The sequence below is a fragment of the Rhodococcus sp. BH5 genome (genome assembly GCF_027583855.1).
Classification (GTDB): Bacteria; Actinomycetota; Actinomycetes; order Mycobacteriales; family Mycobacteriaceae; genus Rhodococcus_F; species Rhodococcus_F qingshengii.
The window spans coordinates 1-4,340 of record NZ_JAJHVW010000050.1; the positions used below are offsets into that span (position 1 = coordinate 1).

Consider the following 4,340-nt stretch of genomic DNA (forward strand, 5'->3'; position numbering starts at 1 on the left):
GGCCGTGCAGGACGTGGAGCCCAACGCCGTCAGGCAGACCGTGAAACGTCAAAACCCGAAAACAGCCGCCTGACAACGGCAGCGAGTACGGAAACCGCCTCGTTCACAAGGCGGAGACTTCATAAAAACGATCTGTGGATAAACGAGCCGCTCCGTGGTGCAAGGAGCCGAAGGCTGCCGTCGAGAAGGTCGAAGCCATCCGGAAGGGCCTGCTGCTCGCATCCAAATGGCTCAGCAATCCACGAACTCCCGCTTGGGCGCGGGGCGGCACACCCCCGAGGTTGGGCGCCCGCACTGGCCGACTCCGCGGCACACAGTTGGACCGCCGCTGACTTGAACGACACTATCGACGCCTGGAGTAAGGCCACGCGAATGGCGCGATCCCCGAAGCGCCCATCGCATTCATCCGTTGGCTCATGAAGCAACAGGATCTTGCCTTCGCGCCGCACATTCCCTCAAATCGCCGCGGACCAGGAAAAAGCCGAACGCGAACGACAGGCAGCAGCATTTGAGGCAGAGCGCGGCCGGTACGCATTAGCAGCGGCCGAAGACTCCCCGGCCGCCAAGCAGCACGTTTCGTCGCCCGCCGAGCAGTCGACAGCGCCCGCATCCGAAAGACCCAGGCATCCGCACGCGAGAATGAAACCTTGCACGTGCGGATCACCCATCTCTCGGATCGGGGTAAGCGATGAACGGTAAACACCCGTCTCCAAAGCAGCCGCCCGTCAAACGCCGGCCGCTCTCCACCTGCCAGACAGTCCCCCAGATACACGAACGTTTGCGCACCGGCGCAAAGACCATAGTTATCGACCATCGCGCCGATGAACCCCTCAAACTCACCGACGCCGAGCTCGTCGACGGCATCACCATCCGCATCATCGGCGTCTCCCGCGTCATCATCACCCGACTGACACCCGAAACGAAGCGCAGCGCCCAGATCGTGGCTACAGACGCCGCACGATCCCAAATCTTCGGACACACGACCCTCTTCGCATACGGGAACGCCCATACCGACGCATTCGACACCACCCGCGTCCGCGCCACCAACCGCGCAACAAGCAACCTCGTCGACGACTCCTACGGCGAAGTCGGCGAGGACACCACCACCTATGCCTACGACAACGCGACCGTGCACTCCTACGGCCAAGCCGCAGTGCACGCAACAGACCGCGTCTCGCTCTTCCATCACAGCCCCACCCCGGCCGAGGTAGAGCACGGCATGACAGTCTTCGGCCCATCACGAAACAACATTCGGCTGCGGACGAAGGACACGCCTTCCAAATGTCGGCCACGTCTGCAGCACTCTCTCCGCCGCCGTGTGGGTATGACCCGCAATTTGCAGTGTGGATGGAGTCCGTCCGCCATGGATGATGCACCCCCGCCCAACCATCCAACATGGATGGTTGGGCCCCACAAGTGAAGCCGGCGAAGTCGATGGTGAGGGCGCGAACAGGTGATCGCGGGGCGAACAGAAACCTTCTCTAACCAACCTCGCAACGCCCTGAACTTGCTTTTTGCGGACCTTGCAGGCAGTCCGGCTTACCGGCAATACGGGTAAACGGTAATGCAGTAAACTGCATAGACAGGTATTCAGTAAAGCGGCATACTGCACATGCAGGTGAGCGGGAAACCGGTAACCCAGCTAGACGGCTAGACGGCTAGACGGCAACCTGCAAATCTGTATCGTGAGTAACTGTTTTTACGGTTTTCTGGTAAGTCGGGAACCGTGAAACCGGCAAACTGTAAACGAGCGAAAGGGCGCTTCTCGATGATCATCAGTCTGGTCAACACCAAAGGCGGGACAGCCAAGACGACGAGCGCGATCTACCTTGCGCTCGCATTTCACAACCGGGGGAGGAAGGTCGTCGTCCTCGACTTGGATAAACAGGGGTCAGCGACTGACTGGGCTGACCGCGCCACCGAGGCCGGAGATCCACTCCCGTTCCCGGTGCACGTCGTGAACATGAAGCGACTGGGGAAGTACGCCACCGACGGCGACGATCAGGTGGTCATCATCGATACCCCGCCCGGTGACGGGCAAGTTATCGACGCTGCGATCGGAGCCTCCAACTTCGTCATAATGCCCACCGCCGCTACAGGACTCGACACCGCCCGAGTCTGGGAAACATTGCCTTCGGTGCAGGGCCGCCTGCCATACGGAATTCTCATCACTTCCGCACGGCTCGGAACGAATCTGCTCGAAGACGCCAAAGCAGCGTTCGACAGCAACGACGCCGCTCGATTCGACACCGTCATCCCCATGCGCGAGCGCATCCGGTCAACATTCGGCACTACCCCAAAGCGCGACGAAGGGTATTCCGACGTCGTCAACGAAATCACAGAGGCGCTGACAGTATGAGCATCCCCAAGGCCAAGACGACACCAACCCTCGGACCTCGCAAGTCCGCCCCGCCGATCGCAACTCCCTCGGTGACTTCCAGCTTCGTCGAGCCGGACGCAGACCGCACGAAACTCACAGTCCAAATCGACGCTGAACTGCACAGACGTTTCAAAGCAGCCGTTGCAGGAAGTGGCAAGAAAATGCGCGACGTCGTCGAGGAAATGATCGAACAGTGGACCGAAACCAACAGTGGTCGCTCATAACCCCGTGATGCTGTTGCGCAAAACGAAGGAGCCTCGCCGGGGTGCAACCGGCGAGGCTCCAGACCGGGAAACCACTTGAAGGAAGAAACCCGATCATGAACGACTTTTAGCGTCCGGGCAGCCCGTGTTCAGCTAGGCGCGCTGCTCGCCGCTCTAGCCTTGGCGATCGTCATTGCGCTTGGTATCACCACCGGCGCATTCGTGCTTTCCTTCGCCGTGCAACGTGACCTCGCACGGCAAGCACTCATCCCGGAAAATCTGACCTGGATTTTCCCGGCGATCGTGGATAGTGCAATCCTCGGCGCCACCATCGCCATCGTCATCATCATCATCAGCAAGCTCAACATGAACCGACGCGACCGAGGCTTCTACATCGCGCTTGCCGTCAGCGTCGTCGTGATCAGCATCCTCGGAAACGCCTACCACGCCTATCACGCCGCAGTCGCTGCACGAAAGTTCATCGACGGTGGGGGAGACCTCGGGTTCAGCCCCCTCACGCCCTCCATTGCAGCGGCCATAGCGATCATTCCGCCGGCCCTGGTCTTGGCATTCACACATGGAATCACGATCTTGGTGAAGGCAGTCGGAATGGCCTACGCCGCCTACCGCGAGATCGTCGAATCAGCCACAGCCAGTGAAGACGCAAAGAACGCTGCGTCTGACCTGACATCGCGGACGACGAAGACGAAGAGCCGGCCGAGCCGGTGGACATCGACGGCAAGCTCACCGGAACTCAGAAGCTGGTACTGCTCATCACCGGACTCACCTTCGGACTGATGATCTTCTCCCTCATCCCGTGGTCGAGCATCTTCGGCGCCACCACCGGTCCGGCCGAGTACGATGCGTACCACGTCACGGCAACCGAGCCCTACTGGTTCGAGTTGAACTGGTGGTTCCCGCAATTGGCGATGCTGTTCATCCTCGCCGCCGTTCTCGTCGGCATAGTCGCGAAGATGGGTGAGAAGAAGATCGTCTCCCTGATCACGCGTGGAGCCGGCGACATGGTCGGCCCGGCGATCGTCATCCTGCTCGCTCGCGGCGTCTCGGTGATCATGACCAACACCGAAACCCTCGACACCATCCTCAACGCGGTGGAGCAATTGGTCAGCGGCGCTTCGGCGGGAGTCTTCGCGATCCTGGTGATGCTCGTCAACATCCCGCTGGCGTTCCTGATCCCGTCCAGTTCCGGTCACGCCACCCTGGCGATGCCGCTGCTCGCTCCGCTCGGCGACTTCGCCGGAGTCAGCCGCGCACTCGTCATCACCGCCTTCCATATGGGCCACGGTCTGATACTGATGGTTGCCCCGACCAACGTCGTCGTTGTCGGCGGGTTGGCCATGGCGAAGGTCGGCTACGACAAGTTCCTGCGTTTCGTCTGGCCACTGCTACTGATCAACTTCGTGATCGTTGTCGTGGTGATCGGCGCAGCAGCGGTATTCGAGTAGTTCAGGCGTGGTGGGCCTCGCGTGCCGCCGTCTCCAGACGGTCGGTGTACTCGGCCCACCACGCCTCATCTCCGGGAGCCAGATTGTCATCGCCCGCCTTCATCCGCAAGAAGCTCCTGTACACCGCTGTCCTCGACAAGATCGAACGCGAACACCTAACCCTTGACATCGAGCGCATCGACAAGTGCGGAATCGAATGGTCCGACGGCTACCTTGAGCATAGCGAATTAGCCCTCTCCCGCGCACAGAGCTGGCTTCGCGCTCAGCTACCGCCCAGATAGACCAGAGCGC

Annotated in this window: 6 protein-coding genes; all 6 read left to right on the forward strand. The window is 60.7% G+C overall.

Annotation, left to right across the window (positions count from 1 at the left end):
• Nucleotides 1-134 precede the first annotated feature (134 nt).
• The 6 genes from RhoBH5_RS32265 (at nucleotide 135) to RhoBH5_RS32290 (ending at nucleotide 4,049) form a co-directional block, all read left to right on the forward strand.
• A complete protein-coding gene (locus RhoBH5_RS32265; protein WP_270009600.1) occupies nucleotides 135-332 on the forward strand; it encodes a hypothetical protein in 198 nt (65 codons plus the stop codon).
• A 446-nt stretch (nucleotides 333-778) separates the two neighbouring features.
• Nucleotides 779-1,420, forward strand: a complete 642-nt coding sequence (locus tag RhoBH5_RS32270; protein ID WP_270009601.1) for a hypothetical protein — start codon at nucleotides 779-781, stop codon at nucleotides 1,418-1,420.
• A 348-nt stretch (nucleotides 1,421-1,768) separates the two neighbouring features.
• A complete protein-coding gene (locus RhoBH5_RS32275) occupies nucleotides 1,769-2,359 on the forward strand; it encodes a ParA family protein (protein WP_270009602.1) in 591 nt (196 codons plus the stop codon).
• Nucleotides 2,356-2,604 (forward strand): plasmid partition protein ParG, encoded by a 249-nt coding sequence (locus tag RhoBH5_RS32280; RefSeq protein ID WP_270009603.1) that lies wholly within the window; start codon nucleotides 2,356-2,358, stop codon nucleotides 2,602-2,604. The genes RhoBH5_RS32275 and RhoBH5_RS32280 overlap by 4 nt, the downstream gene beginning before the upstream one ends.
• A 159-nt stretch (nucleotides 2,605-2,763) precedes the next feature.
• Entirely contained in the window at nucleotides 2,764-3,381 is a 618-nt protein-coding gene (locus tag RhoBH5_RS32285; protein WP_442972508.1) for a DUF2637 domain-containing protein, read from the forward strand.
• A complete protein-coding gene (locus tag RhoBH5_RS32290; RefSeq protein WP_270009604.1) occupies nucleotides 3,309-4,049 on the forward strand; it encodes a hypothetical protein in 741 nt (246 codons plus the stop codon). Before RhoBH5_RS32285 ends, RhoBH5_RS32290 begins: the two co-directional genes overlap by 73 nt.
• Nucleotides 4,050-4,340 lie beyond the last annotated feature (291 nt).